22 protein-coding genes are annotated in these 24,278 nt (G+C 71.5%); 3 read left to right on the forward strand and 19 right to left on the reverse strand.

Going from position 1 to position 24,278, the window contains the following annotated elements:
- Positions 1–47: 47 nt before the first annotated feature.
- On the forward strand, positions 48–1,280 hold the full coding sequence (locus ACIPJY_RS03365; protein WP_400459460.1) for a DUF349 domain-containing protein: 1,233 nt from the start codon (positions 48–50) through the stop codon (positions 1,278–1,280).
- An 824-nt stretch (positions 1,281–2,104) separates the two neighbouring features.
- Here ACIPJY_RS03365 and ACIPJY_RS03370 read toward each other — a convergent pair.
- From ACIPJY_RS03370 to ACIPJY_RS03390, 5 genes are all read right to left on the reverse strand, one after another.
- Positions 2,105–3,067 carry a bifunctional riboflavin kinase/FAD synthetase gene (locus tag ACIPJY_RS03370; protein ID WP_400459457.1) on the reverse strand — a complete coding sequence of 321 codons (963 nt, stop codon included), beginning with the start codon at positions 3,065–3,067 and terminating at the stop codon, positions 2,105–2,107.
- Positions 3,068–3,080: 13 nt separating this feature from the next.
- The gene (locus ACIPJY_RS03375; RefSeq protein ID WP_400459454.1) at positions 3,081–3,527 is read right to left on the reverse strand and encodes a hypothetical protein; all 447 of its coding nucleotides are present in this window, start codon (positions 3,525–3,527) and stop codon (positions 3,081–3,083) included.
- Positions 3,528–3,631: 104 nt separating this feature from the next.
- Positions 3,632–3,997 carry a hypothetical protein gene (locus ACIPJY_RS03380; RefSeq protein WP_400459451.1) on the reverse strand — a complete coding sequence of 122 codons (366 nt, stop codon included), beginning with the start codon at positions 3,995–3,997 and terminating at the stop codon, positions 3,632–3,634.
- Positions 3,994–4,935: a tRNA pseudouridine(55) synthase TruB gene (gene truB / locus ACIPJY_RS03385; protein WP_400459448.1), complete on the reverse strand. Its 942-nt coding sequence runs from the start codon at positions 4,933–4,935 to the stop codon at positions 3,994–3,996. The genes ACIPJY_RS03380 and truB overlap by 4 nt, the downstream gene beginning before the upstream one ends.
- Before the next feature lie 22 nt (positions 4,936–4,957).
- Positions 4,958–5,404 (reverse strand): hypothetical protein, encoded by a 447-nt coding sequence (locus ACIPJY_RS03390; RefSeq protein WP_400459446.1) that lies wholly within the window; start codon positions 5,402–5,404, stop codon positions 4,958–4,960.
- Positions 5,405–5,456: 52 nt separating this feature from the next.
- Between ACIPJY_RS03390 and ACIPJY_RS03395 the strand changes: the two genes are divergently transcribed.
- Positions 5,457–6,344 carry an A/G-specific adenine glycosylase gene (locus tag ACIPJY_RS03395; protein WP_400459443.1) on the forward strand — a complete coding sequence of 296 codons (888 nt, stop codon included), beginning with the start codon at positions 5,457–5,459 and terminating at the stop codon, positions 6,342–6,344.
- On the opposite strand, the gene rbfA is transcribed toward ACIPJY_RS03395, so the two are convergent.
- The 12 genes from rbfA to ACIPJY_RS03455 all read right to left on the reverse strand — a co-directional run bounded on the left by rbfA (position 6,341) and on the right by ACIPJY_RS03455 (position 20,513).
- On the reverse strand, positions 6,341–6,787 hold the full coding sequence (rbfA, locus tag ACIPJY_RS03400; protein ID WP_400459440.1) for a 30S ribosome-binding factor RbfA: 447 nt from the start codon (positions 6,785–6,787) through the stop codon (positions 6,341–6,343). The two genes, ACIPJY_RS03395 and rbfA, sit on opposite strands and share 4 nt — an antisense overlap.
- A gap of 71 nt (positions 6,788–6,858) precedes the next feature.
- Complete coding sequence (gene infB, locus ACIPJY_RS03405; protein WP_400459437.1) at positions 6,859–9,687, reverse strand: translation initiation factor IF-2; 2,829 nt, start codon at positions 9,685–9,687, stop codon at positions 6,859–6,861.
- Between the two features lie 74 nt (positions 9,688–9,761).
- On the reverse strand, positions 9,762–10,100 hold the full coding sequence (locus ACIPJY_RS03410) for a YlxR family protein (protein WP_400459434.1): 339 nt from the start codon (positions 10,098–10,100) through the stop codon (positions 9,762–9,764).
- Positions 10,101–10,249: 149 nt separating this feature from the next.
- Positions 10,250–11,248 carry a transcription termination factor NusA gene (gene nusA / locus ACIPJY_RS03415; RefSeq protein ID WP_123653584.1) on the reverse strand — a complete coding sequence of 333 codons (999 nt, stop codon included), beginning with the start codon at positions 11,246–11,248 and terminating at the stop codon, positions 10,250–10,252.
- Between the two features lie 180 nt (positions 11,249–11,428).
- Positions 11,429–13,180 carry a proline--tRNA ligase gene (locus ACIPJY_RS03420; protein WP_400459431.1) on the reverse strand — a complete coding sequence of 584 codons (1,752 nt, stop codon included), beginning with the start codon at positions 13,178–13,180 and terminating at the stop codon, positions 11,429–11,431.
- Between the two features lie 42 nt (positions 13,181–13,222).
- Positions 13,223–14,353 carry a flavodoxin-dependent (E)-4-hydroxy-3-methylbut-2-enyl-diphosphate synthase gene (ispG, locus tag ACIPJY_RS03425; protein WP_132049832.1) on the reverse strand — a complete coding sequence of 377 codons (1,131 nt, stop codon included), beginning with the start codon at positions 14,351–14,353 and terminating at the stop codon, positions 13,223–13,225.
- Positions 14,354–14,418: 65 nt separating this feature from the next.
- On the reverse strand, positions 14,419–14,958 hold the full coding sequence (locus tag ACIPJY_RS03430; protein WP_400459428.1) for a cysteine hydrolase family protein: 540 nt from the start codon (positions 14,956–14,958) through the stop codon (positions 14,419–14,421).
- The gene (locus tag ACIPJY_RS03435) at positions 14,955–16,442 is read right to left on the reverse strand and encodes a purine-cytosine permease family protein (RefSeq protein ID WP_400459425.1); all 1,488 of its coding nucleotides are present in this window, start codon (positions 16,440–16,442) and stop codon (positions 14,955–14,957) included. Before ACIPJY_RS03435 ends, ACIPJY_RS03430 begins: the two co-directional genes overlap by 4 nt.
- Positions 16,443–16,485: 43 nt before the next feature.
- Positions 16,486–17,814: a M50 family metallopeptidase gene (locus ACIPJY_RS03440; RefSeq protein ID WP_400459422.1), complete on the reverse strand. Its 1,329-nt coding sequence runs from the start codon at positions 17,812–17,814 to the stop codon at positions 16,486–16,488.
- A gap of 94 nt (positions 17,815–17,908) precedes the next feature.
- Entirely contained in the window at positions 17,909–19,012 is a 1,104-nt protein-coding gene (gene dxr, locus ACIPJY_RS03445; protein WP_400459419.1) for a 1-deoxy-D-xylulose-5-phosphate reductoisomerase, read from the reverse strand.
- A gap of 4 nt (positions 19,013–19,016) precedes the next feature.
- Positions 19,017–19,985: an FKBP-type peptidyl-prolyl cis-trans isomerase gene (locus ACIPJY_RS03450; RefSeq protein WP_400459416.1), complete on the reverse strand. Its 969-nt coding sequence runs from the start codon at positions 19,983–19,985 to the stop codon at positions 19,017–19,019.
- Between the two features lie 6 nt (positions 19,986–19,991).
- Positions 19,992–20,513 (reverse strand): OsmC family protein, encoded by a 522-nt coding sequence (locus ACIPJY_RS03455; RefSeq protein WP_400459413.1) that lies wholly within the window; start codon positions 20,511–20,513, stop codon positions 19,992–19,994.
- A 106-nt stretch (positions 20,514–20,619) separates the two neighbouring features.
- Here ACIPJY_RS03455 and ACIPJY_RS03460 point away from each other — a divergent pair, with 106 nt between their 5' ends.
- Complete coding sequence (locus ACIPJY_RS03460; RefSeq protein WP_400459410.1) at positions 20,620–21,612, forward strand: asparaginase; 993 nt, start codon at positions 20,620–20,622, stop codon at positions 21,610–21,612.
- 4 nt (positions 21,613–21,616) lie between these two features.
- Here ACIPJY_RS03460 and ACIPJY_RS03465 read toward each other — a convergent pair whose 3' ends face one another.
- Positions 21,617–22,288 carry a hypothetical protein gene (locus ACIPJY_RS03465; protein ID WP_400459407.1) on the reverse strand — a complete coding sequence of 224 codons (672 nt, stop codon included), beginning with the start codon at positions 22,286–22,288 and terminating at the stop codon, positions 21,617–21,619.
- Positions 22,289–22,387: 99 nt separating this feature from the next.
- Positions 22,388–24,265 carry a hypothetical protein gene (locus ACIPJY_RS03470; RefSeq protein WP_400459404.1) on the reverse strand — a complete coding sequence of 626 codons (1,878 nt, stop codon included), beginning with the start codon at positions 24,263–24,265 and terminating at the stop codon, positions 22,388–22,390.
- Positions 24,266–24,278 lie beyond the last annotated feature (13 nt).

Below are 24,278 nucleotides of genomic sequence, written 5' to 3' on the forward strand. Positions count from 1 at the left end.
ACCGACGGTGACGTCGGTGATGCACGACCACGATCGAGGCGAGACCTGTGGGATCTGACGAAGCAACGACCTGGGGGCGCGTCGACGACGACGGCACCGTGTACGTCCGGTACCAGGACACCGAACGTGTCGTGGGTGAGTACCCGGACGCCACCGCCGACGAAGCGCTCGCGTACTTCGCCCGGAAGTACGCCGACCTCGAAGGTCAGGTGAAGATCGCCGAGCAGCGCGTGCAGCGCGGCGCGTCCGCGAACGACGTCGCCCGGACGGTCGAGCACCTGACGGCGCTCGTCACGGAAGCCCGCGTCGTCGGCGACATCAAGTCGCTCGAGGACCGCGTCGCAGCGCTCTCCGAGCAGCTCGGGTCGCTCACCAAGGAGCAGGCAGAGCAGGCCCAGCAGGCCCTCACCGAGGCGCTCGCGTTCCGCACCGCCCTCGTCGAAGAGGCAGAGGCACTCGCGGCGGTCGACCCGGCGCGAGCGCAGTGGAAGCAGATCACCGCGCAGCTCGACGACGTCTTCTCCCGCTGGCAGCAGCACCAGCACGAGGGACCGCGGATCCCCAAGAACGAGGCGAACGAGCTCTGGAAGCGCTTCCGCTCGGCCCGCTCCACCGTGGACCAGCACCGTCGCGCGTTCTACTCGGACCTCGACGCGCAGCACCGCGACGCCCGGACCCGCAAGCAGGAACTCGTCCAGCAGGCAGAAGCACTGGCGCCCCGCGGTTCCGACGCGATCCCGACCTACCGCCAGCTGCTCGACGACTGGAAGCGCGCAGGGCGCGCCGGCAAGCGCCACGACGACGCACTCTGGGCACGCTTCAAGGCCGCCGGTGACGTCCTCTTCGAGCAGCGCCACGCCGAGAGCGCCGCCGAGAACGAGGAGTACTCCGCCAACCTCGAGGCCAAGCTCGCCCTCGTCGCCGAGGCCGAGCCGCTCCTGCAGCAGCAGGACCGCGCCGCCGCCCGGAAGTCCCTCACCGACATCCAGCGCCGCTGGGACGAGATCGGTCGGGTTCCCCGCGCCGACGTCCGTCGCGTCGAGGACCGCCTGCGCGCCGTCGAGGACCACGTCCGCGGGCTCGAGGACGCACACTGGCGCGAGTCGAACCCGGAGCGCAAGGCCCGGACCACCGGCCTCGCGAGCCAGCTCGAGGACGCCATCGGCAAGCTCGAGGCCGAGCTCGAGTCGGCGAAGGCCTCGGGCGACTCCCGCAAGATCAAGGACGCCCAGGAAGCCCTCGACGCCCGCAAGATCTGGCTCGACGCCCTCGGCGGCTGACACTCGGCCCCGCTCAGCACGACACCGTGTCCCCCGCGCCCACCCGGGCGCGGGGGACACTGCCGTCTGCCCCGGCGCCGCGGCGCCCCTTCCGCCCCGAGACACCGCCCACTTGTCCGGCCCCGGTGTCCACCGCGGCGCCCCTTCCGGCCCGAGACACCTCTCACTCCCCGAGACACCGCCGAAAACGGCGGCGCCACGGGCACACCGCGGCGCCTCAAGCAGATACCAGCGCCACGCACCGGGCCTCTTGCCCGACGGCGGTCACCACTGCGGCGCCCCCACCGCCCCGAAACACCGCCCACTCCCCGAGACTCCGCCGTAAACGGCGGCGCCACGGGCACACCGCGGTGGCTCACGCAGATACCGGCGCCACGCACCGCACGGACGGGAGGCTCGGGCCGGCCCCGCACCGAGCCTCCCGCCCGACGGCGGTCACCACTGCGGCGCCCCCACGGCCCCGAAACACCGCCCACTCCCCGAAACACCGCCGAAAACGGCGGCGCCACGGGCACACCGCGGCGCCTCAGGCAGATACCGGCGCCACACACCGCACGGACGGGAGGCTCGGGCCGGCCCCGCACCGAGCCTCCCGCCCGACGGCGGTCACCACTGCGGCGCCCCCACCGCCCCGAAACGCCGCCCACTCCCCGAGACACCGCCGAGAACGGCGGCGCCACGGGCACACCGCGGTGTCTCAGGCAGATACCGGCGCCACGGGCAGACGGCGGCGCCACGGGCACACCGCGGCGCCACACGGGCACACCGCGGCGCCACGGCCACACCGCGCCGCAGCCGGCGCCGCGGCGCCCGCGCCGCACGCGTCAGACCGGCGCAGGCAGCCCCAGCAGCGTCCGGATGTCGAGGTCGTCCTGCCGCATCTGCGCCGCGAGCTCGTCCATCGACCCGAACTTCACCATGCCGCGGACGTACGACACGAACAGCACCGCGATGGTGTCCCCGTAGAGGTCGATGTCGACGTCGAGCAGGTGCGCCTCGATCTGCTTCGCGGGGACGCCCTCGAACGTCGGGTTGTTCCCCACGGACACCGCCGCCGGGTACGTCGTGCCGTCGTGCAGGACGCGCGCGGCGTAGACCCCGTCGGCCGGGACGAAGCCCTCGCACGACGGATCGAGGTTGGCGGTCGGGTACCCCATCGCACGGCCACGCTGGTTGCCGCGCACGACGACGCTGCGGACGGCGTGCTCGCGACCGAGGAGCCGGGCGGCCTCCGCGACGCGCCCCTCACCGAGGAGCTCGCGGATCCAGGTCGAGGAGACCCGACGCTCACCGGCCGGGCGGACGTCGTCGACCAGGTCGACGTCGTCGATCAGCTCGACGGCGAACCCGTGCTGCTCGCCGAGGGCACGCAGCAGCGCGACGTCCCCGGCGCCCTTCGCCCCGAACCGGAAGTCGCTGCCGACGAAGACGAGCTTGGCGTTCAGGGTGTCCACGAGGATCCGGGACACGAAGGTCTCCGGGGACCAGGACTGCAGCTCCGCGTCGAACCGGAGCAGCAGCGTGGCGTCGACACCGACGTCGTCGAGCAGCTCGCGGCGCTGCGCGATGCTCGTCAGCGCCGGTGGGACCTTCGCGGGGTCGATGATGCTCAGCGGGTGCCGGTCGAACGTCACCACGGTCGACACGAGCCCCTGCTGGCGGGCGGCGCGCTCCAGGTGCGCGATGACGGCACGGTGGCCGACGTGCACACCGTCGAACTTGCCGATGGTGACCGCACTCGGCCCGAAGCCCTGGGCGACGTCCTCGACGTCTTCGTAGTACTGCATGCTGCTCCCCCGCCTACTCGCCGGCTGCCACGACGGGCTCGGGTCCGGTGACCGGCTCACCGGCGGTGCGGTGGTGCTTGCGGAGCCACCAGAGCCCGGCGATCGGGAGCACGAGCGGCGCGAAGGCGTAGCCCATGCCGTAGTACGACCAGATCGTCAGGTCCGGGAAGAGCGCGTGGTCGAAGAGCGACAGGGTCCCGATCACGAGCACACCCGTCATCTCGAACACGATCGTGACGCAGGCGACCCGGTACCAGAAGCGTCCGGGCACGATGAGGGCGATCATCGCGACGATGTACACGACGGCGGCGATGGCGCTCAGCGTGTACGAGAACGGCGCAAAGGAGAACTTCTCGGCGATCTGGACGACGCTGCGGCCCGTCGCTGCGAGGGCGAGGATGCCGTAGACGGCGATGAGGACGCGCCCGATGCCGGTCGCGAGTGAGGACTTGGTCGCCATTGCACCGATTCTACCGACGACCAGCGACGCTGCCGACCGCGCACGTCACAGGACCGGCCGGAGCACGGCGCAGCACGGACCGGCCGGGCTCGTCCTGCGGCACCTCAGTTCAGCGCGAACCAGATCTGGTACATCCGGTAGACCATCACGGCCACCGTGAACGCGCCGGCCCCGAGCACCACCGTGCTCCACCGCGTGCGGTCGATGAGCGCCCACACGATCGTGGCCGGCGGCACGAGCAGCACCGACACCGCGTAGACCCAGAACTCGAGCAGGTTGCCCTTCGCCGGGTTGCCGACCGCCGGTGCCACGAGCGACACGACGAGCTGCGCGATGAGCAGGAGCTCGACCAGGACGAGCGACCCGACGGTGTAGTCGTTCGGCTTCCAGCCGATGAAGCCGACGACCACGGCGAACACGCCGACGACGCAGGCCAGCACGAGCTGCACCCACATGAACCACTCGATCACGCGTTCGCTCCTGATGCCGTGGGGAAGTTGGTGATGACGCGCAGCAGTCCTCGGCGCACGGAGACCAGGCCGATCAGCCGGTCGTCCCGGGCCGTGACCGCGGCGACGGGGCCGTCGGTGTCCGGGTGGTCGGCGTCGATCCGCTTGCCGTCGGCGAGGTCCTTCGCGCGGGCGGCGTCGAGCGTCACGACCGGGAACAGGCGTCGGGCGATCTCTGCCGGGCGGACGAGCGCCGCACGGACGTCGACGGTGTCGTCCTCGAGGTCGATGGCGTCGTCCACGGAGAACGGACCGACGAGGGTCCGACGCAGGGCCGTCAGGTGCGCTCCGGTGCCGAGCGTCGCACCGACGTCACGCGCGAGCGCTCGGACGTACGTCCCCGAGGAGCACGCCACCACGACGTCGAGGTCCACCACGGTGGTCGCGACCCCGTCGACGGAGACGACGTGCTCGTTCCGTCCGGTGACCTCGAACCGGGAGATGGTCACGGCCCGGGCCTTGAGCGTGACCGCTTCGCCCTTCCTGGCCAGGTCGTAGGCGCGGCGGCCGTCCACCTTGATCGCACTGACCGTCGACGGCACCTGCGAGATCGGCCCGCGCTGCAGCGCGACCGCCGCTTCGACCGCGGCTTCCGAGACGTCGGCCGACGTGACACCCACCGCGGCGACCGGATCGCCGTCGGCGTCGTCCGAGTCCGTCGAGACACCGAGCCGGATCGTCGCCGTGTACGTCTTGTCGAGGCCGACCAGGTGCGTCAGCAGCCGCGTCGACGGACCGGCACCGAGCAGCAGCAGCCCCGTCGCCATCGGGTCGAGGGTGCCGGCGTGGCCGATCTTCTTGAGGTCGAGACGGCGTCGGGCGATCGAGACCGCACGATGGCTGGAGATCCCCTGCGGTTTGTCGACGAGGAGGATGCCGTCGGGAGCGGTTACGAGCACCCGAGGAGATTACCAGCGCAGGTCAGCAGGCATCGTTCCACTCTCGTCGTGGATGCGCCGGATCGGTGACGTCGAGGACGGCGGAAGCGGCGATCTTGACGTCGGCGCGGCGCTCCAGTCGGCCGGACTCCTGCTCCACCCAGAGCGACCAGCGCCACAGCCCGCGGGCTCCGGTTCCGAGGACGCCGTGCCCGTGGACGACGAGGACACCGTCACCCGCGCCGGTGGACCGGAACGGCGCGACGAGCCCGGAGCGCAGCTCGTCCACGTCGGCCGAGGGAGCCGCCGCCGCCATCGCGGAGACGCCGTGCTGCTCGAAGCCGGCGACGAGTGCGGCCGCCACGTGTTCCAGGTCGACGCCGTCCTGGCCGTCGATGCCGACGACGGTCCGGTTCGTGCCGACCTGCGCGATCACCTCGCCCGCGATCGCAGCCATCGTGTCGGTCTCTTCCGGTGCCCAGCGTGCCATGCACCCACCGTAGGCTGTCGTGGTGAACGCGAGTCGAGCCTCCCGTCCGCCTGTGGACGAACCGGACATCGCGACGCCACTCGTCGACTGGTTCCGGGCCGAGGCCCGGGACCTCCCCTGGCGCCGTCCCGGCTTCCCCGCCTGGGGCACGCTGGTCAGCGAGATCATGCTGCAGCAGACGCAGGTCGCGCGCGTGATCCCCCGCCTGGAGGCTTGGCTCACCCGGTGGCCGACACCTCGCGACCTCGCGGAGTCACCCCCGGCGGACGCGGTGCGTGCCTGGGACCGGCTCGGCTACCCGAGACGCGCGCTCGCGCTGCACGCGGCGGCGACGGCGATCGCCGAGCAGCACGACAACGTGGTGCCGAGGGACGTCGACGCGCTCCTCGCGCTGCCCGGCATCGGCGACTACACGGCGCGGGCGGTGGCGGTCTTCGCGTACGGCGACCGCCACCCCGTCGTCGACGTGAACGTGCGCCGGGTCCTCGCGCGGGCGCTCCTCGGGCAGGGTGAACCCGGACCGGCGAACGCCAAGCGGGACCTGCCGCTGATGGCCTCGGTCCTGCCGGACGACCGGGACGACGCCGCCGCGACGAACGCCGCCGTGATGGAGCTCGGCGCGCTCGTCTGCGTCGCGCGCTCCCCCGCGTGCGACGCCTGCCCGATCGCGGACCGCTGTGCCTGGCGCGCCGCCGGCTACCCGGAGCACGACGGCCCACGGGCACCGAAGCAGGCGAAGTTCGCCGGCAGCGACCGACAGGTCCGAGGGCTGGTGATGGCGGAACTCCGCGCGAGCGACGTCCCCGTCACCCCCGCGGAGATCGCGATGGTCTGGCCGGACGCCGCGCAACTGGCACGAGCGCTCGCGTCGCTCCTCCGCGACGGTCTCGCGGTGGGTGACGACGCGAGCGGCTACCAGCTGCCCGGCGGGGCCGACTAGGCCTGGTCCTCGGCCTCGTCGTCGTCCTCGTCGCGCTTGTACGGGTCGGCGTCGCCGGCGTACGCGGCGCCCACCGATGCCGAGCGGACCTGCTCGTCGCGCATCTTGGCCTGCGCGAGCAGGTCCTCGAGGTGCGCGGACGTGTCCGGCAGCGCGTCGGCGATGAACTCGAGCGACGGCGTGAGCCGCGCCGTGATGTTCTTGCCGACCTCGGTGCGGAGCATGCCGGTCGCGGCCTTGAGCGCGGCCGCGGAGTCGGCGCGCTCCTCGTCGCTGCCGTACACGGTGTAGAAGACCGACGCGTGCTGCAGGTCGCCGGTCACGCGGACGTCGGTGATCGTCACGAACCCGAGACGCGGGTCGCGGAGACCCTTGTCGAGTCGACGTGCGACGACTTCCTTGATGCGGTCGGCCATCTTGCGTGCGCGCTGCGGATCAGCCATGGGTTCCTCCTGGGGAATGGGTGGGCCCCGACCTCCCGCGAGGGAGGCCGGGGCCCAGGGTAGTCACACGATCAGTCGCGCGGCTTCTCGACGAGCTCGGTGGTCTCGATCTCGTCACCGATCTGGATGTCGTTGTACTTGCCCAGACCGATACCGGCCTCGAAGTCCGTACGGACCTCGGTGACGTCGTCCTTGAAGCGACGGAGCGACTCGATGGCCAGACCGTCGGCGAGGACCACGCCGTCACGGATGACGCGCGCCTTGGCGTTGCGCGTGATCGTGCCGGAGCGGACGATGACACCCGCGATGTTGCCGAACTTCGAGGACCGGAAGACCTCGCGGATCTCGGCGACACCGGACTGCACCTCTTCGTACTCGGGCTTGAGCATGCCCTTGAGGGACTGCTCGATGTCCTCGAGTGCGTTGTAGATGACCGAGTAGAACCGGACGTCGATGCCCTCACGCGCCGCACGCTCACGGGCCTTGACGTCCGGACGGACGTTGAAGCCGATGACGATGGCGTTGTCGATCGTGGCGAGGTCGATGTCCGACTCGGTGATCGCACCCACGCCGCGGTGCAGGATGCGCAGCTGGACGCTGTCGTCCACCTCGATGTCGAGGAGCGACTGCTCGAGTGCTTCGACAGCACCGGAGACGTCACCCTTGATGATGAGGTTGAGCGAGTCGACCTTGCCCTCTTCGAGTGCACGGGTGAAGTCCTCGAGCGAGATGCGCTTGCGGGCCTTGGCCAGCTGGGCGTTGCGCTCGGCCGCTTCACGCTTCTCAGCGATCTGACGGGCGGTGCGGTCTTCTTCCGTGACGAGGAACGTGTCACCGGCGCGGGGCACCGAGGACAGACCCTGCACCTGGACCGGACGACTCGGCGTCGCGGCGGTCACCGGGTTGCCGTCCTCGTCCGCCATCGCACGGACACGGCCGTACGCCGTGCCGGCGACGATCGCGTCACCGACGTGCAGCGTGCCGGACTGGATGAGCACCGTGGCGACTGCACCGCGGCCCTTGTCCAGGCGGGCTTCGATCGCGACACCGCGGGCGTCCTTGTCGGGGTTCGCACGCAGGTCGAGTCCGGCGTCCGCGGTGAGCAGCACGGCGTCCAGGAGCTCCTGGATGCCGATGTTCTGCCGCGCGGAGACGTCGACGAACATGACGTCGCCGCCGTACTCCTCGGCCACCAGGTTGTACTCGGTGAGCTGCTGGCGGACCTTGGCCGGGTTCGCGCCTTCCTTGTCGATCTTGTTCACCGCGACCACGATCGGCACGTTGGCCGACTGCGCGTGGTTCAGCGCCTCGATCGTCTGGGGCATGATGCCGTCGTCCGCCGCGACCACGAGGATCGCGATGTCGGTCACCTGCGCACCACGAGCACGCATGGCGGTGAACGCCTCGTGACCCGGGGTGTCGATGAACGTGATCGGACGCTCGATGCCCTCGTGCTCCGCGGTGATCTGGTACGCACCGATGTGCTGCGTGATGCCGCCGGCTTCGCCCTCGACCACCTTGGAGTTGCGGATGGCGTCGAGCAGTCGGGTCTTGCCGTGGTCGACGTGACCCATGACGGTGACGACCGGGGGACGCTGCTGCAGGACGGAGTCGTCCTCTTCTGCGTACTCGGCGTCGATGTCGATGTCGAAGCCCTCGAGGAGCTCGCGGTCCTCGTCTTCCGGCGACACGATCTGGATCTTGTAGCCGAGCTCTTCGCCGAGGACCTCGAAGGTCGCCTCGTCGAGGGACTCCGTGGCGGTCGCCATCTCACCGAGGTGGAAGAGCACCGTCACGAGGTTGCCGGGGCTGGCGTCGATCTTGTCCGCGAAGTCCGAGATGCTCGCACCGCGACGCAGTCGGACGACCGTGTTGCCGTCGCCGCGCGGGACCTGCACACCGCCGAGCGACGGCGCCTGCCGCATCTCGTACTCGGCGCGCTTCGTCCGCTTCGACTTGCGGGCACGGCTCTTGCCGCCACCACGACCGAAGGCACCAGCGGTACCACCACCGGGGCCACGGCCACGGCCGCCGCCACCGGCGGGACGCGGGCCGCTGAACGCCGGACGCGGGAAACCGCCACCAGCGCCGCCACCGGCACCCGGACGACCGCCACCGGGGCCGCCACGACCGCCGCCACCCTGACCCGGGCGCTGCCCGAAGCCGTTGGGACGGTTGCCCTGACCGGGACCACCCGGACGCGGAGCACCCGGGCGGGGAGCACCGGGACGCGGGGGCTGCGGACGCGGGATCCCGCCACCACCGGCACCGCCGGCGGGACGCTGGCCCATGCCCTGGTTGGACGAGTACGGGTTGTTGCCGGGGCGCGGCGGGCGCGAGCCCATGCCCTGGCTGGACGCGTAGGGGTTGTTGCCCGGTCGGGCGCCCGGCTTGGGGCCACCCGGCTTCGGGCCGGCCGCCGCGGGCTTCGCGCTGCCCGGCTTGACGGCGTCGTTCTTCGGCGCTGCCTCGGCGTCGCCGGAGTCCTTCGGGCCGGCTGCCTTCTCGGCGGCTGCGGCCTTGCGTGCTGCCTCGGCCTCTGCCTGCCGCTGTGCGACGGACTTCGGCGCCGGCGTGACGGGCACGTCGGTGTTCTCGGCCTGCTGCGCGGGGGCCTCGGGCTCCGGGGCCGGAGCGGGACGCTTCGGACCGGGCTTCGGGCCACCGGGCTTCGGTGCGGCCGACTTCGCCGCCGCCGGAGCGGGGGCTGCTGCTGCGGGCTTCGCGGATGCCGAGGCACCCTCTGCCTGCAGGGCGGCACGGAGCTTCCGTGCCACGGGGGGCTCGACACTCGAGCTCGGTCCCTTGACGAACTCGCCCAGCTCCTTGAGCTTCTCGAGTGCGGTCTTGCTGTCGACGCCGAGCTCGCTTGCGATCTCGTGTACGCGTGGTTTCGCCACTGTTCTCCTTCACGGGTCCCACCCCGTCAAGGGGCAGGACTCACTGGATGATGGGTCTCATTTCGAGCCGCTCATCAGTTGTCCATAAGCCGTTCAGCCTGTTCTGTCGTGTCCGGGCGCTCTTCTGCAACGTCCTGCACCGGGTGGTTGGGTCCCACTCCGGGCAGGCTCCGCAGGTACTCGAGCACCGCAGACGTGTCCGGTTCACGTTCCAGCCGCAGCGCCCGGCGGAAAGCCTTGCGCTTGACGGCCAGTTCGTACGCTTCGACGGTCGGTGTGAGCCACGCTCCCCGGCCCGGCATGACTGCCTTCGGATCCGCCACCACACGGTCTTCGCCAAGGGCGACGACTCGGAGGAGGGAGGATCGGGATGCGCGACGACGACTGCCGATGCACGTTCTGACGGCGACCACTCTACTCCTCCCCTCTGTCGACCGCGATCCGGCACGCCCGGATCGGCATCGCCACGGGCGAAACGCCGCCCGCGGGCCCGGTCCGGAACGGGCCGATCAGGACTCGTCGTCGTCCAGGATCGAGCCCCGACGGCCTGACTGGATGTTGATCAGGACTCGTCGTCGTCCAGGATCGAATCCGGCTGGATGTCGATGCGCGCACCCGTGAGCTTGGCGGCGAGGCGGGCGTTCTGCCCTTCCTTGCCGATCGCGAGCGACAGCTGGTAGTCCGGCACCAGGGCACGGACGGCCTTCGTCGAGACGTCGAGCACGAACGCACTCGTCACCTTCGCGGGCGACAGCGCGCTCGCCACGAACGTCGCGAGGTCCGGGGACCAGTCCACGATGTCGATCTTCTCGGCGCCGAGCTCCGTCGTCACGGCACGCACGCGCGCGCCGAGCTCACCGATGCAGGCACCCTTGGCGTTCACGCCCGGCTCGTTCGCCTTCACGGCGAGCTTGGTGCGGTGACCGGCCTCGCGGGCGAGGGAGGTGATCTCCACCACGCCGGACGCGATCTCCGGGACCTCGAGCGCGAAGAGCTTCCGGACCAGGCCCGGGTGCGTGCGCGACACGATGATCTGCGGGCCCTTGGGACCGCGGCCGACGCTCGTCACGTACACGCGGATGCGCGAGCCGTGCGCGTAGGTCTCACCGGGCACCTGCTCCTCGGGGGGCAGGATCGCCTCGACGGTGCCGAGGTCGACGTGCACCATCTTCGGGTTCGGGCCCTGCTGGACGACGCCGGCGACGATGTCGCCCTCTTTCCCGCGGAACTGGCCGAGGATCTTGTCGTCGCCGATGTCGCGGAGGCGCTGGTTGATGACCTGCTTCGCCGCGAACGCCGCGATCCGCCCGAAGTCGCTGGGCTGGTCGACGGCCTCGCCGATGACGGTGCCCTCGTCGTCGCGCTCCGGCACGAACACGCTGACCTCGCCGGACTTCCGGTCGAGCTCGACGCGCGACTGGGCGTCGGCCGGCTCGCCGTTCTCGGCGGTGTGCTTGTGGTAGGCCGTCAGGATGGCCGACTCGATGATCTGGACGAGTTCTTCGAACGGGATCTCCCGTTCACGCTCCATGAGTCGCAGGACTGCGAGATCGATCTTCACCGAGGGCCTCCGTATTCAGCTGAGTCGCTCCGGCGCACTGGAACCGCGCAGAAGTCGGCGTCCAGACTACCGCACTGCGGCTCGCGGCCCGGCCGCCCACAGCACCGACGGACGGGAGGCACGGTGCCAGCTGGCACCGTGCCTCCCGTCCCTGGGTGGTCGCGTCGACGACGCGACCCGCTAGATCGCGCGGACCGCGTCCAGCAGCTCGGCGACGGGCACCTCGGTGCGCTCGCCGCTCGCGCGGTTCCACAGTTCGACGATGCCGTCGGCCGCGCCGCGGCCGGCGACGACGACGATCGGCATGCCGAGGAGTTCGGCGTCGCGGAGCTTCACGCCGGGCGAGACCTTCGGACGGTCGTCGTAGAGCACGTCGAAGCGGTCGCCCTCGAGCTCGGCGATGATGCTCGTCGCCAGGTCGTAGGCCGTCGCGTCCCGGCCCGTCGCCACCACGTGCACGTCGAACGGTGCGACGTGCTTCGGCCAGGCCAGGCCCTTGTCGTCGTTGTGTGCCTCGGCGAGGATCGCGAGGATGCGCGTCACGCCGATGCCGTAGGAGCCCATCGTGACGGTCGTGAGCTTGCCGTTCTCGTCCTGCACCTTGAGCCCGAGGGCCTCGGCGTACTTGCGGCCGAGCTGGAAGACGTGCCCGATCTCCATGCCGCGCGCGGTCTCCAGCGGGCCGGAGCCGTCCGGTGCGGGGTCGCCGGCACGGACGTCGGAGACCTCGGCGACGCCGTCGGCCACGAAGTCACGGCCTGCGACGAGACCGGAGACGTGCACCCCGCGCTCGTTCGCGCCGGTGATCCACACGGTGCCGTCGACGACACGGGGGTCGACGAAGTAGCGGATGCCCGTCGCGCTGTCGGCACCGAGGACCTGCGGGCCGATGTAGCCCTTGACCAGGCCCTTGTGCTTCCGGAAGTCGTCGTCGCCCGCGGCTTCGACCTCGGCCGGGGCGAACGCCACCTCGGCGCGCTTCAGGTCGACGTCGCGGTCACCGGGCAGGCCGACCACGACGACCTCCCGGGTGCCGTCGAGGTGGGTGAGCGCCAGCACGACGTTCTTCAGCGTGTCGGCAGCGGTCCACGGCGCGCCGTCGCGGGGGGCGACCTGGTTGGCGTGGTCGACGAGGGTCTGGATGGTCGGGGTGTCCGACGCCGGGAGCAGCACGGGCTCGGGCAGCCCCTCGATCGGCAGCGCATCGGGCACCGGCGTGACGTACGCCTCGACGTTGGCGGCGTACCCGCCGGCGCTCCGGACGAAGGTGTCCTCGCCGACGGCGATCGGGTGCAGGAACTCCTCGGACTTCGAGCCGCCCATCGCGCCCGCGTCCGCCTTGACGATCACGTACTCGAGGCCCAGTCGGGCGAAGATCTTCTCGTAGGCGTCGCGCATCACCTGGTAGCTGCGCTCGAGGCCGGCGTCGTCGAGGTCGAACGAGTACGCGTCCTTCATGGTGAACTCGCGGCCGCGCAGGAGGCCGGCGCGGGGTCGTGCCTCGTCGCGGTACTTGTCCTGGATCTGGAACAGCGTGACCGGCAGGTCCTTGTACGACGAGTACAGGTCCTTCACCAGGAGCGCGAACATCTCCTCGTGGGTGGGGGCGAGCAGGTAGTCGGCGCCCTTGCGGTCCTGCAGGCGGAACATGCCGTCGCCGTACTCGGTCCAGCGGTTCGTCGCCTCGTACGGGTCACGCGGCAAGAGCGCCGGCAGCAGGACCTCTTGCGCGCCGGCGGCCACCATCTCCTGGCGGATGATGTCCTCGATCTTCGCGCGCACGCGCAGCCCGAGCGGCAGCCACGCGAAGATCCCCGGGGACTGGCGACGGACGTACCCGGCGCGGACGAGCAGCTTGTGGCTCGTCACCTCGGCGTCGGAGGGGTCGTCGCGGAGCGTACGGAGGAACAGATGCGAAAGCCGTGTGACCACGGACGCAAGCCTAGCGGCGGCCGGGCACTGCCGGCGGACGCGCTACGAGGTGACGACGAGCGGCTTGCCGGTGCCGGCCGCCGGACCCATCTCGTCGGCGAGGCGGTTGGCCTCTTCGATGAGGGTCGCGACGATCTCGGACTCCGGCACGGTCTTGATGACCTGGCCCTTCACGAAGATCTGTCCCTTGCCGTTGCCGGAGGCGACGCCGAGATCGGCTTCACGGGCTTCGCCCGGGCCGTTCACGACGCAGCCCATGACGGCGACACGCAGCGGGACGGTCATGCCCTCGAGCCCCGAGGTGACGTCGTTGGCGAGCTGGTAGACGTCGACCTGCGCACGGCCGCAGCTCGGGCAGGAGACGATCTCGAGCTTGCGCTCGCGCAGGTTCAGCGACTGCAGGATCTGCAGGCCGACCTTGACCTCTTGCGCGGGGGGTGCCGACAGGGACACACGGATGGTGTCGCCGATGCCCTCGCCGAGCAGGATGCCGAACGCCGTGGCGCTCTTGATCGTGCCCTGGAACTCCGGGCCGGCCTCGGTCACGCCGAGGTGCAGCGGCCAGTCACCGCGCTCGGCGAGCTGGCGGTAGGCCTTGACCATGACGATCGGGTCGTTGTGCTTGACCGAGATCTTGAAGTCGTGGAAGTCGTGTTCCTCGAACAGGGAGGCTTCCCACACGGCGGACTCGACGAGCGCCTCGGGGGTGGCCTTGCCGTACTTCTGGAGCAGGCTCGGCTCGAGCGAACCGGCGTTCACCCCGATGCGGAGGCTGACGTTCGCCGCCTTGGCCGCAGCCGCGATGGCGCCGACCTGGTCGTCGAACTTGCGGATGTTGCCCGGGTTCACGCGCACCGCGGCACACCCGGCGTCGATGGCCTGGAAGACGTACTTCGGCTGGAAGTGGATGTCCGCGATCACCGGGATCTGCGACTTCTTCGCGATGATCGGCAGCGCGTCGGCGTCGTCCTGGCTGGGGACCGCGACGCGCACGATGTCGCAGCCGGAGGCGGTGAGCTCAGCGATCTGCTGGAGCGTCGCGTTGATGTTCGTCGTCGGCGTCGTGGTCATCGACTGCACGGACACCGGCGCGTCGCCACCGACCAGCACCTTGCCGACCCTGATCTGGCGGGACTTGCGGCGAGGGGCGAGGGTTTCGGGGGCCTTGGGCATACCGAGGTTCACAGCGGGCACGAGTCGAACTCTACGCGCTCCCGCCGACACGGCGGAGCGCCCGCTCACAGGGTGTCGACGACGGTGACGAGCGGCCCGTACAGGCGCATCACGTCCAGGGCGCGCTCGTGGTCGGCGTCGCTGACCCCGGCACAGGCGTCCGCCACGACCGTCACGCGCACGCCGGCGTCCGCCGCCGCGAGCGCGGTGGACAGCACGCAGCAGTCCGTCGACACGCCCGTCAGGACCAGGTGCGGTTCCGCCCCGACGACGGACTGGAGGCCGGTCCCCCACTTGCCGAAGCTCGTCGCGGTGACGACGGGGCCGTCCAGTGCCGCGAACGGCTCGGTCAGGTCGTACAGCGGGTCGTCCGCGGGGACGAGGGCGAAGGGCCAATCGCGGTAGTAGTCGACCCACGCACCCTGCGGGTGCTCCGGCGCGACGAACCGGGTGCACACGGTGCGGCCGGCGAAGCGTGGCAGGAGCCGCTCGATGCCGGCCGCTGCGCGGTCGTACCCGGGGGTCGCCCAGGGGCTGTCCCCGGTGAAGACGTGCTGCATGTCGATCGCGACGAGCCAGGCGCCGTCGGTGTCCGTGCTGGTCACGCCCGGGTCGCCTGTCCGCTCGTGCCGGTGTCGTGGACGGTCGCCCGGGATTCCTGCCGGCGGATCGCCCCGCGCGAGAACAGGGTGCCGACGAAGCCGACGACCAGGGCGACGAGCACGCCGAGGTTCGCGTACGCCCAGGCCCCGTCCCGCCCGCCGAGGCCGAACGGCTCGAGCAGGTACCCCTGCCAGTTCAGCCAGGACGGCACGCCGTAGGTGTTCGTGACGAGGCCCCAGCCGAGGACGGTCCCGAGCACGACGAGCCCGATCGCACCCCAGCGGACGTCGCCGTAGCGGCCGCGGCGGTCGTGCAGCTCGGCCTCGGCGTAGGACGTGCAGCGCAGGACCACGTCGGCGACGAACACCCCGCACCAGGCGGCGATCGGCACGCCCAGCGTGACGAGGAACGCCTGGAACGGCGAGATGAAGTCGGTCGCGAAGAACACCACGTACACGGCGCCGGCGATCATGAACACGCCGTCCACCCCGGCTGCGACCGGGCGTGGGATGCGGATGCCCGCGCTCAGGAGCGCCAGCCCGGACGAGTAGATGTCGAGCACCGCGCCGCCGACGAGCCCGAGGATCGCCACGATCGCGAACGGGATGAGGAACCAGACCGGCAGCAGCGTCGTCAGCGCGCCGATCGGGTCCGCGCTGATCGCGGTGTCGAGGTCCTTCGACGACCCGGCGAGCAGGATGCCCACCACGACGAGGACCGCCGGGGCGAGCGCACCGCCGAACGTCGTCCACCAGACCACGCCGCCGGTCGAGGACGAGCGCGGCAGGTACCGGGAGTAGTCGGCAGCGGCGTTCACCCAACCGAGTCCGAAGCCGGTCATCACGAGGACGAGCGCTCCGATCACGTTCTGCGCGCTGCCCGACGGCAGGGAGCCGATCGCGCCGAGGTCGATCGACGGCGCGACGAGCACGATGTACACGACCGTGAGGACCGCGGTGATGACCGTGATCCAGGTCTGCAGGCGCATGATCACGTCGAACCCGGCGATGCCGGCGCCGATCACCAGGGCGGCGACGACGACCAGGGCGACGAGCTTCGTGACGACGCCGTCGTCCCAGCCCAGCTCGCGGAAGACCGTCGACGTCGCCAGGACGGCGAGGGCTGCCAGGGAGGTCTCCCACCCGACGGTGAGGATCCAGCTCAGGAAGGACGGCAGCCGGTTGCCGCGGACCCCGAACGCGGCGCGGCTGAGCACCATCGTCGGGGATGATCCGCGCTTGCCGGCGATCGCGACGATCCCGCACAGCAGGAACGAGAACACGACACCGACCACCGCGACCACGGTGGCCTGTGCGGCGGAGATGCCGAAGCCCAGGACGAACGAGCCGTAGCTCAGGCCGAGGACGGAGATGTTCGCGGCGAACCACGGCCAGAACAGCCCGCGCGGGCGCCCCTTCCGCTCGGACTCGGCGATGACGTCGATGCCCTGCCGCTCGACCGTGCGGACCTCGGGCGTTGTGCTCATGGGCTGAGCGTAGCGGCGTGGTGCGTCCTGGTACCGGCGCGGACTACCCGAACAGGTTGACCGGGCGGACGATGTCGGCGTAGATGAGCAGTGCGCTCATGCCGGCCAGCAGCACCACGACCGCCATCGTGAGCGGCATCGTCTTCGCGAGGTCGATCGGGCCCGGGTCCGCTTTGCCGACGAGCTTGAACGACCGGCGCTTCACGGCCTCCCACAGCGCACCGGCGATGTGCCCGCCGTCGAGCGGCAGCAGCGGCACCATGTTGAGGACGAACAGGCCGATGTTCAGCGAGGCGAGCAGGCCGAGGATCGTGTAGATCTTGTCGACCACCGGCACGCCGCTCATCGAGGACACCGTGCCGATCGCGCGGCCGACGCCGACCACCGAGACGGGGCTGTCTGCCGAGCGCTCCTGGGCGCCGAACGCGGCGTTCCAGACCGCGACGAGTCGCTGCGGCAGGTCGATGATGAGGTGCGCGGACGCGGCGATCTGCGCCCCGGTCGCCGGCAGGACCGCAGCGGGCGACTGGCGCACCAGGGTCTGGCCGATCGAGACCCCGACCACGCCGACCTGCTGCGTCTTCGTGGTGCCGTCGGCGTTCTCGACGACCTTGCCCTGGGCGTCGTAGACGTCACGGGTGGCGAGGGCCGGCGTGACCTCGAGGGTCTTCCGGGCGCCGTCCCGCTCGACGACGACCGTGACGGACTCCCCCGCGGCCTTCTGGAACGTGTCCGACACCTGCGTGATCGTCGGGTCTTGGATGCCGTCGACCGCGAGGACGACGTCGCCGGGCTCGATGCCGGCTTCCTTGGCCGGGGAGACCGCGTCGTTCGGGCTGCACGTCGTGGTGGCCGTCGTCGGCAGCACGCAGTCGACGCTCGACGTGAACGTGGTCGTCGGCGCACCGAACCCGACCAGCAGCACGCCGAACAACACGATGCCGATCACGAGGTTCATCGCCGGACCCGCGACCATCACGATGATGCGCTTCCAGGGGGTGAGCCGGTAGAACGCCCGGGAGTCGTCGCCGCCGGCCTCCGCGATCTGCTCGGCGCTGGCCTGGCGCGCGTCCTGCACGAACGCGCTGTACATCCCGGTGTTCGTGATGGCCCGTCCCGAGGCGCGGGGCTTCAGCATCCCGACCATCGAGATGTAGCCGCCGAGCAGGATCGGACGGATGCCGTACTCGGTCTCGCCGCGACGGAAGGACCACATCGCCTTGCCGAACCCGAGCGAGTACTGCGTCACCTTGACGCGGAAGAGCTTCGCGAACGCGAGGTGACCGAGCTCGTGGAGCCCGATCGAGATCAGCAGGCCGACGATGAAGACGACCACGCCGAGGACGAAGAGGAGCACGGTTCCGACGGTCACCGGACGAGCGTACGGGACGCTGGCAAAGAACCAGCCGAGCGTGCGCTGGGTGGTTCGCCCGGCCTCCCGTCCGGTGGCGCGTCAGCGCTGGCCGTCAGCGTGCCAGCGCGCGGTCCGCGGCATCGCGCGCCCAGCGCTCCGCAGCAAGCACACCCTCGAGCGAGGACTCCCCCGCGACGTGCGACTCGACGACCCGCTCGACGGTGTCCACGATGTCGAGGAAGCCGATGGCGCCGGCGTGGAAGGCCGCTACCGCCTGCTCGTTCGCGGCGTTGAAGACCGCCGGGTACGTCTCGCCGAGTTCGCCGACGCGCTTCGCCAGGGCGACGGCACCGAACGCGTCGGTGTCGAGCGGCTCGAACGTCCAGGTGCTCGCCGCCATCCAGTCGAGCGGGACGCCCACGCCGGGGACACGGTGCGGCCACGCGAGACCGAGGGCGATCGGCAGCCGCATGTCCGGCGGGGAGGCCTGGGCGATCGTCGAGCCGTCGGTGAACTCGACCATCGAGTGCACGATCGACTGCGCGTGCACCGTGACGTCGATGCGGTCGTAGGGGACACCGAAGAGCAGGTGGGCCTCGATGACCTCGAGGCCCTTGTTGACCAGCGTCGCCGAGTTCGTGGTGACGACGAGGCCCATGTCCCACGTCGGGTGTGCGAGCGCCTGGGCCGGCGTGACGTCGCGGAGCTCGTCGCGTGAGCGGCCGCGGAACGGTCCGCCGCTCGCGGTGAGGACCAGGCGGCGGACCTCGGCGTCGGTGCCCGAGCGCAGGGCCTGCGCGATCGCGGAGTGCTCGCTGTCGACCGGGACGATCTGCCCGGGAGCCGCTGCGGCCTGCACGAGCGGGCCGCCGACGATCAGGCTCTCCTTGTTGGCCAGCGCCAGCGTGGCGCCCGTCTCGAGGGTCGCGAGGGTCGGGCCCAGGCCGACCGAGCCGGTGATGCCGTTCAGGACGACGTCCGCCGCGACGCTGCGGACGAGGTGCTCGGCGTCGGTGGCGCCGAGGGCGGTGTCGCGGACGCCGAAGGCGGCGGCCTGCTCGGCGAGCAGGTCCGCGTTGGTGGCCGCGGTGAGGCCGACGACCTCGAACCGGTCGGGGTTCCGCTCGATGACGTCGAGGGCCTGGGTGCCGATCGACCCCGTGCTGCCGAGGAGGACGACGCGGCGGCGGTCGGTCGTGACCGGACCCTGGCCCATCGGGTCAGCCCTTGGCGAGGATGTCGACGACGAAGACGAGGGTCGCGTTCTTCGGGATGTCCGAGCCCTCGGGCGGGTTGGCGCCGTAGCCGTCGGTCGGCGTGACGACGATCATCACCTGCGAGCCGATCTTCTGGCCGACCAGGCCGGTGACGAAGCCCTTGATGAGCGAGCCCTCGGCGACCGTGAAGGTGGTCGGGGCCCCCTTCGACCAGGAGGAGTCGAACTCCTTGCCGCCGTCGTAGAGGACGCCCTTGTACTGCACGAGCGCGGTGTCGCCGTCGGCGATCGCGTCGCCCGTGCCCTGCTTGATGACCTCGGCCGTGGTCTTCGACGGCGCGTCGACGTCCGGGATCGTGATCTCCGGCTCGCCGTCGGCCTTGTCCTTGACGGTCGGGAGCTTCGGGTCCTGCGGCTGCGCGGCGCCGGTGGACTTCGTCGGCGTCTGCGCGATGACGTCCGCGACGACGACGATGTTGCCGCCGGTGTTGAACCCGAGCGCCGAGGAGGCACCGACGGCAGCGATCCGGTCGCCGACGTTCGAGCAGGCCAGCAGAGCGCCGAAGCCAGTCCCGCCGACGGAGAGCACCTGCGCGTTGCCCTGGTCGAAGCCGACCGTGCCGAGCGCCTTCGCCGTGGAGGCCTTGTACACGGTGTACGCGACCTGGACGTAGTCACCGTCCTTCAGCGAGGCGCCCGTGCCCTTGATCACGGTCGTCGCCTGCGGCGGGGTCGCCTTCAGGCCCTTGTCGAACGTGACCGTCGGGGCCTTCGTCCCGTTGAAGTCGCCGGAGACGTCGATCGCGGCGGACGACTTGCCGGGCTTCGGGCAGCTGGTGATCGCCGAGGCGGTGGCACTCGCGGAGGCTGATGCGGACGCGGAGGCGTCGTTCGAGCCGGAGCCCGAGCAGGCGGCGAGCCCGAGGACGACGACGGGGACGAGGGCGATCGGGAGCAGGCGGAGACGCTTCACGGGGACCTAGTCTGCCTCACGCGCTGATGAGTCCGCTCCGAGTGCACTCTCGTCGACGGTCTCCTGCACGCGGATCACCGGCTCGTGGTGCACCGGGAACGCGACGGAACGGGCGATGAAGCACAGCGCGTTCGCGTCCGCGTGGGCGGCCTCGGCGTCCGCGACACGGTCCGCCTCGGCGATGGTGACGACGGGGTGCAGCGTCGCGCTCGTGATCTCGCCGGAGCCGTCGCGGTTGAGGTTCAGCGCGGCGGTCGCGCGGTCCTCGTACGCCACGACCGTGAAACCACGGGTCACGGCGACGTGCAGGTAGCTCAGCATGTGGCACTGCGCGAGCGCGGCGGTGAGGAGCTCCTCGGGGTTCCAGCGATCGCGGTCGCCGCGGAAGGTCGGGTCGGCGGACCCGGGAAGGTCCGGCTTGCCCGCAGCGCTGACGACGTGCTCGCGGCCGTACTCGCGGTAGCCGCTCGTGCCGGTCCCCCGGTCGCCGATCCACTGGACGGCGACCTCGTACTCGTGGTCCTGCATGGCGTCTCCCTGGTCGTGGTCGTGGTCGTGCCGGCGATCGGTGCCAGCGGTGCGATCAGCGCGGTCCGTGCGATCGGCGTTGTCGGGCCTCGGTACGATCGTGGGCATGACGGGAAGCACCGATGTCCGCACCGACCGCCATCCTCTCACCGCAGCGGGGTCCGTCGAACTGGCGGTGCTCGAGCGCTCCGGGTTCGACGAGAGCCGCCATGTCGGCGCGGGTGTCGTGGTCGATGCCAGCGGAACGGTGATCGACTCCGTCGGCGACGTCGACGCGAGCATCTACCCGCGGTCCACGATGAAGCCCTTCCAGGCGCTGGCGGTCCGTCGCGCCGGTGCCGTGTTCCACGACGCCGAACTCGTCCTGACCACGGCGAGCCACGCGGGGACGCCGTCGCACCAGGCGGTCGTGCAGCACATGCTCGAGTCCTTCGACCACGTCGAGGCTGATCTCGGGTGCCCGCCGGACATGCCCTACGACCGGGCCACCGGACGCACCATGACCGAGCCCCGTCGCCTGACGATGAACTGCTCGGGCAAGCACGCCGGCATGCTCGCGGCGTGCCGGGTGAACGGCTGGGACGACGCCACCTACCTGGACATCGACCACCCGATGCAGCGTCTCGTGCGGACGACCGTCGAGGACGCCACCGGTGAGACCGTGGACGTCGTCGGCATCGACGGCTGCGGAGCCCCGGTGTTCCCCCTGACCCTCACCGGCCTGGCACGTGGCATCGCCGGGCTGGTGCAGCGCGCCGACGCGGACTCCGCCGAGCTCACCGACGCGGTCCTGGCGAACGCGTGGGCGATCGACGGCGTGGGCCGGGCGAACACGGTGACGATCGAACGGCTCGGCCTGGTCGCGAAGCTCGGCGCCGAGGGGGTCATGGTGATGGGCAAGCCCGGCGGGGCCGCCGTGGTCGTCAAGGTCCTCGACGGTGCGCTCCGCGCCGGGACGCTCGCCGCGTTGACGCTGCTGGAGCGGAACGGGGTCGTGCCGGCGGACGGTGTCGCCGACGTGCTCGATGCCACCGGCGAGAAGGTCCTCGGTGGCGGGGTGCGTGTCGGCGCGATCCGCCCGGGGGCCGGCCTGCGCTGAGCGGTCAGCCCGGTCCGTCACGACGGGTGTGCCGCGTGCCGAGGAGCGGCAGCGCCGGGATCACCCGGATGCTGCCGACGTCGTCCGGGTCGCGCCGGACGGTGCAGCCGTAGCGCGTCACGTCGATCGTCGGTGACCGCTGCCGGGGCGTGCTCCGCAGGTCGGGTACCAGCACGACCGAGCCCGTCCGTCCCCCCGCCCCGTCGATGACGACCGCGACGGCCACTCCGTCGGCCGTGCCCCTGCCGTCTGGCCCGACGGAGCGGAGTTCGTCATCGGCGCCGGCACAGCGACCGAGTTCGGCCACGAGTGCCGTGAACACCGCGACGGCCAGCGCGCCTCGGCCGACGACGACGATGCCGGTCGAGGCGTCGAGCTCGATCGGCCGGCCGTCCGGAGCGGACCCGACGGGGAGCGCGCGAGGATCGACGTCCGGCACGGCCGGATCGGCGTCGGGGAGACCCGGCGCGTCCGGCGGTACGACGTCCGGCGGTCGGACGGCCGGGGTGGCGGTGTCGGTGGCGTCCCCGGGAGCGCTCCGGACGAGCATCGCGATCACGACCAGACACGCCGCAGCAGCGAGGGCCGCGACCGTGCCGACGAACCGGTCGGACCCGACCACGGCGAGCACGACCGCGGTCACGACCACCACGCTCCGGACGAGCACCACCCTCATGCGGCCCAGTCCAACGCACGTGCACCCGCCCGGACGCAGATCGACGGCGCCGGTGGAGAACCGACGCCGTCGATCAGGCTGTGCAGGAGCGGGGTGGAGCTACTGGACCAGGAAGAACTGCTCCCCGACGTCCACCCGAGCACCGCGCTCGACCCGGTACCGACGCCCGGGCTCGCACCGACGGATGGACCCGTCGATGTGCCGGATCACCGAACCGTTGCCGGAGAACCGGTCGGACACCCACAGGTCGTCCCCGTCTCGACCGAGTTCCAGGTGCGTCTTCGACACGGACTTGCCCGGGTCGTGGATCGTCAGCAGGTCGTCGAACCGCTCGCCGGGCTCGGGCCTGGGCAGGCGTCCGAGGAGTCCGGTGCCGTGGACGCCGAGCCGTTCGCCGGTGCTGAAGTGCAGGACGAACGGGGCACGTGTCGGCGTCTTCGTGACGATGCGGGTCTCGTCGACGTCCTCGTCCAGCTGGGCGCTCTCGTCGGCGTCCGAGCTCGACGGCACGGACTCCTCGTCGGCCGGCGGGAGCACCGCGGACTCCGCACCCGGCACGGGCGGGAGCGCTGCAGCACCTGCTACGGGCGGGAGCGGTGCAGCACCCGGGATCGGCGGGAGGGGCGCAGCGGTCGGGACCGGAGCGACCGGCCCGGAGTCCTCGGGAGCGGGGATGGACGACGGTGCGGTCGGCGACGCGGGGATCGACGGCGCACTCGACACCGGAGCACCCGACGTCGGCGCGACGTCTGCTGGGGCGCCGTCAGCGGGGGCTGCATCGGCGCGCTCGTCGTCGTTCTCGTCATCGGTTTCTTCGTCGGCCGAGACCTCGTCGTCGGCTGCGACCTCGTCTTGCGCTGCCCAGTCCGGGCGTGCAACGGGCAGCGGGACGACGGGTCCCGTGAACGCGGCGGTCACCGCGGGGCGAACGGCCCCGCACTCGTTGCAGAAGATGTCGTCCGGCTCGAGCTGGCTGCCGCACACGTGGCACGTCGTCGGCTGCGACCCGGGCTGCACCAGCGGCGTGGGGCGCGGGGGTCGGCGGTCGATCAGCGGCTCGACGGCCACGGTGTCCCCGGGCCGAGGACCCTCGGGAGCGTCAGGGAACGCGTCCGTCACGGCAACCGATCCCGGGGCGACCGATCCCGGAGCGAGCGGTGCATCGGCGTCCGCCGCAGGGCCGTCGGACGGAGCGGGCGCGGCTACCTCGTCGGTGCGAGCGTCAGCGTCCGGTGCGGTCGCGGCGTCCGAGGCCGTCGGAAGCGCATCGTCCGACGCCGAGGAAGCGTCCGACGGGATGTCCGACGTCGCCGAGGCAGACGCGCCGTCGTCGGTCGCGCGGCCGATCCACCACGACGGAGCACTCGGGGCCGGTGCGGCGGCGGGTTCCTCGGGAGCGGCCCAGAACGGCACCGCCGACTCGGCCGGTGCGGCAGGCGTGACCGGCGCAGGCGTCTCGGGAACCACCGGCGCAGCCTGCGTCCGTGGGGCGACCCGGGTGATCTCGGGGTCGTCCTCGGCCGGGGCAGGCTCGGAAGGGAAGGCATCGGGGTCGAGCGGCGGCTCACTGGCGGCGACCGCGGCCGTGTCCACGTCGTCCACCGCATCGGCGGCCTCCGCAACGTCGACCGGGTCCGGCGCGCCGGTCCACTCACCGAGGCCGCTCCCGGCCCCGTGCACGTGCGACGGCGCGGAGCGCGGCGCGAAGGAGTCCGGCGTCTGCACCGGAACCGGCGCGACGGGCTCGTCCCGGCGACGGTCGGCGCCGGTCAGCCAGGCGCGGGTCGCGGGGTCGAGCGTCGACTCCGGCAGCCACGCCTCGGCGGCGGGGTCGGAGCGACGCCCGTGCGGGTCGGGCTGCTGGAGCGGCGGCGGGGTGCCCCGATCGACGGGCTCGGGAGCGACGGTCCGACGGCTGGACGCCGTGTTCACCGCACGCCCGCACTCACCGCAGAAGATCGCTCCGTCCGGGAGCACTGATCCGCAGTGT

The organism is Curtobacterium sp. NPDC090223 (genome assembly GCF_044746585.1).
Classification (GTDB): Bacteria; Actinomycetota; Actinomycetes; order Actinomycetales; family Microbacteriaceae; genus Curtobacterium.

Excerpts from the sequence above, each read along its gene's own strand:
- dxr (WP_400459419.1), bottom strand. The coding sequence starts at position 19,012 with ATGGGCCAGGGTCCGGTCACGACCGACCGCCGCCGCGTCGTCCTCCTC.
- ACIPJY_RS03370 (WP_400459457.1), bottom strand. The coding sequence starts at position 3,067 with ATGCAGTACTACGAAGACGTCGAGGACGTCGCCCAGGGCTTCGGGCCG.
- ACIPJY_RS03465 (WP_400459407.1), bottom strand. The coding sequence starts at position 22,288 with ATGAGGGTGGTGCTCGTCCGGAGCGTGGTGGTCGTGACCGCGGTCGTG.
- ACIPJY_RS03435 (WP_400459425.1), bottom strand. The coding sequence starts at position 16,442 with ATGAGCACAACGCCCGAGGTCCGCACGGTCGAGCGGCAGGGCATCGAC.
- ACIPJY_RS03390 (WP_400459446.1), bottom strand. The coding sequence starts at position 5,404 with ATGGCACGCTGGGCACCGGAAGAGACCGACACGATGGCTGCGATCGCG.
- ACIPJY_RS03455 (WP_400459413.1), bottom strand. The coding sequence starts at position 20,513 with ATGCAGGACCACGAGTACGAGGTCGCCGTCCAGTGGATCGGCGACCGG.
- ACIPJY_RS03375 (WP_400459454.1), bottom strand. The coding sequence starts at position 3,527 with ATGGCGACCAAGTCCTCACTCGCGACCGGCATCGGGCGCGTCCTCATC.
- ACIPJY_RS03460 (WP_400459410.1), top strand. The coding sequence starts at position 20,620 with ATGACGGGAAGCACCGATGTCCGCACCGACCGCCATCCTCTCACCGCA.
- ispG (WP_132049832.1), bottom strand. The coding sequence starts at position 14,353 with ATGCCCAAGGCCCCCGAAACCCTCGCCCCTCGCCGCAAGTCCCGCCAG.
- rbfA (WP_400459440.1), bottom strand. The coding sequence starts at position 6,787 with ATGGCTGATCCGCAGCGCGCACGCAAGATGGCCGACCGCATCAAGGAA.